This is a genomic window from Actinomycetota bacterium, assembly GCA_005774595.1.
GTDB lineage: Bacteria > Actinomycetota > Coriobacteriia > Anaerosomatales > D1FN1-002 > D1FN1-002.
In genome coordinates this window covers 1-1,641 of the sequence record VAUM01000380.1, presented here as the reverse complement: position 1 = coordinate 1,641, position 1,641 = coordinate 1, and the positions used below count along the sequence as shown (strand labels likewise).

2 protein-coding genes are annotated in these 1,641 nt (G+C 66.4%); both read left to right on the top strand.

The genetic code is table 11. The annotated features are described in order from the left end of the window. Positions 1 to 318 precede the first annotated feature (318 nt). The gene (locus FDZ70_10295) at positions 319 to 564 is read left to right on the top strand and encodes a hypothetical protein (GenBank protein ID TLM66843.1); all 246 of its coding nucleotides are present in this window, start codon (positions 319 to 321) and stop codon (positions 562 to 564) included. A 10-nt stretch (positions 565 to 574) separates the two neighbouring features. Continuing rightward, positions 575 to 1,075 (top strand): hypothetical protein, encoded by a 501-nt coding sequence (locus tag FDZ70_10290; GenBank protein ID TLM66842.1) that lies wholly within the window; start codon positions 575 to 577, stop codon positions 1,073 to 1,075. Positions 1,076 to 1,641 lie beyond the last annotated feature (566 nt).

Sequence of the window (1,641 nt, the reverse complement as noted above, 5' to 3'; positions counted from 1 at the left end):
GCGTCCTAATGGGCCGGCTCTGCACCTGGAATCAGCAGGACGCGCAACGTGTCGCTGAAGCCTCGGTGTGGGCGTTGATGACTGCGGCGTGGGTGCCGTCGTGGGTCTACGCCGTGTGCGACGTACTGATGAACCGTATCTCGACGTGAGCGGGTGGAATCGTTCTGCGTCCCCACCCTCACCCGCCGACCTCGACCGCGCCATCACCGACTTCGTGGCCGCCGCGGGCGACTTGGCGACCTTCGGTGGCGTGGCGGACGAAGCGAGACTGGCCGTGGACGACCTGATGGCATACTGCGAGCGGAGGTGGTCGGCGTGGTGACCGACGGCACGGCCTCGAACCCCATCCGCCCCCTGCGCGCGCGCATCGCCCGCGCGCTGACCTGTCCCGTGCTCGTCGCCACCATGCTCGTGGTCTCGGTGCCGCTGTCGGGCTGCAAGACGAAGGCGGCAGCCGCCCCCGAGCGCAAGCCCACCGGTGCCGTGGTCTTCGCGGGAGAGACCGACACGCTCGTTGACGCGCTCGATGCCGCGAAGGCTTCGCAGCCGAGGCAAGAAGGGTGATCGAACGCACATGAGCATGCCAGAAATGCGTGTGCGAGAGGCTCCGCATGGCAAGCGCGAGACCGCTCTGTTCTTGTTCTGCACGATGTTCCTAGTGTGTGTGGTCGGCCTCGTTCTCTTCGCCCTTGTGCTCGTTCCGCGCTATGCGGAATCTGACGCGGTGCTGGGTCGCCATCCGTGGTGGTACGGAGGCGCGGCCGTCGGCGCAATCGTACTTGCCGGAGCGGCACTGCTCATTCGCCGCCCCGGTCTGGACTTGTGGCGACCGATACCGTTCGTGCTTTGCATCTTGGGGTCGACCGTGCTCGGACAGGCGCTTTTCCGGGCGCAGGAACACGGCGGGGTAGTCGGTCCGGCTTTCGCCTTCGGCGTCGCGTCCTCGGCGAGCCTGCTGGGCGTCGTGCTGTTCGGTCGCTACTTCCTGATTGAGGTTCGAAGGGCACGCACGGAATCCAAGATCACGACACAGACTGAGGCAGAGGAGCCCGCCGACTTCTGGGAGCGCGGATAGGTGACCTGCCCCCGTTTGTCGGTCCACTCCTATGACAGTACCATGTGCGGCGGCCCGTACTGCGCGGGCGGACGACGGAAGTGCGATAACCGCAGGTCAGGAGCATAGCCCCGGCAGACACCCGCAGTCACCCTGACCCCGATTGGCCTGCGCTGAAGAAGCGTGAGCGGGCTTCGTCACCGCCTGCATACAAGATGACGTGACCAGACGACCCCACAGACACGGGGACCCGACATACCCAACCCGAACACCAGGTGTTCCGCGGAGATCAGAGAGCGGGAAGGCTGGTGCTCGGTCTCGCCGGGATCGCGTCACCGTCCCCGCGTCGGCCGCGTGTGTCATCATTCCCCCGAGGGGACACCCGTCCCGCGCGCGACGCGATCGGCCGAGAAGGTGCCGAAAGGGTGCCGACTCGGTCACGAACGGCGCTGCGCGGGCGGACGATGGGAACGCGATAACCGCAGGTCAGGAGAACCGCCATGGCAGACGAAGCACACTCGCTCGCGGTATACATCGACTTCGAGAACCTGGCGCTCGGCGCCAAGCAGCAAAGCGTCGCCGGTCGT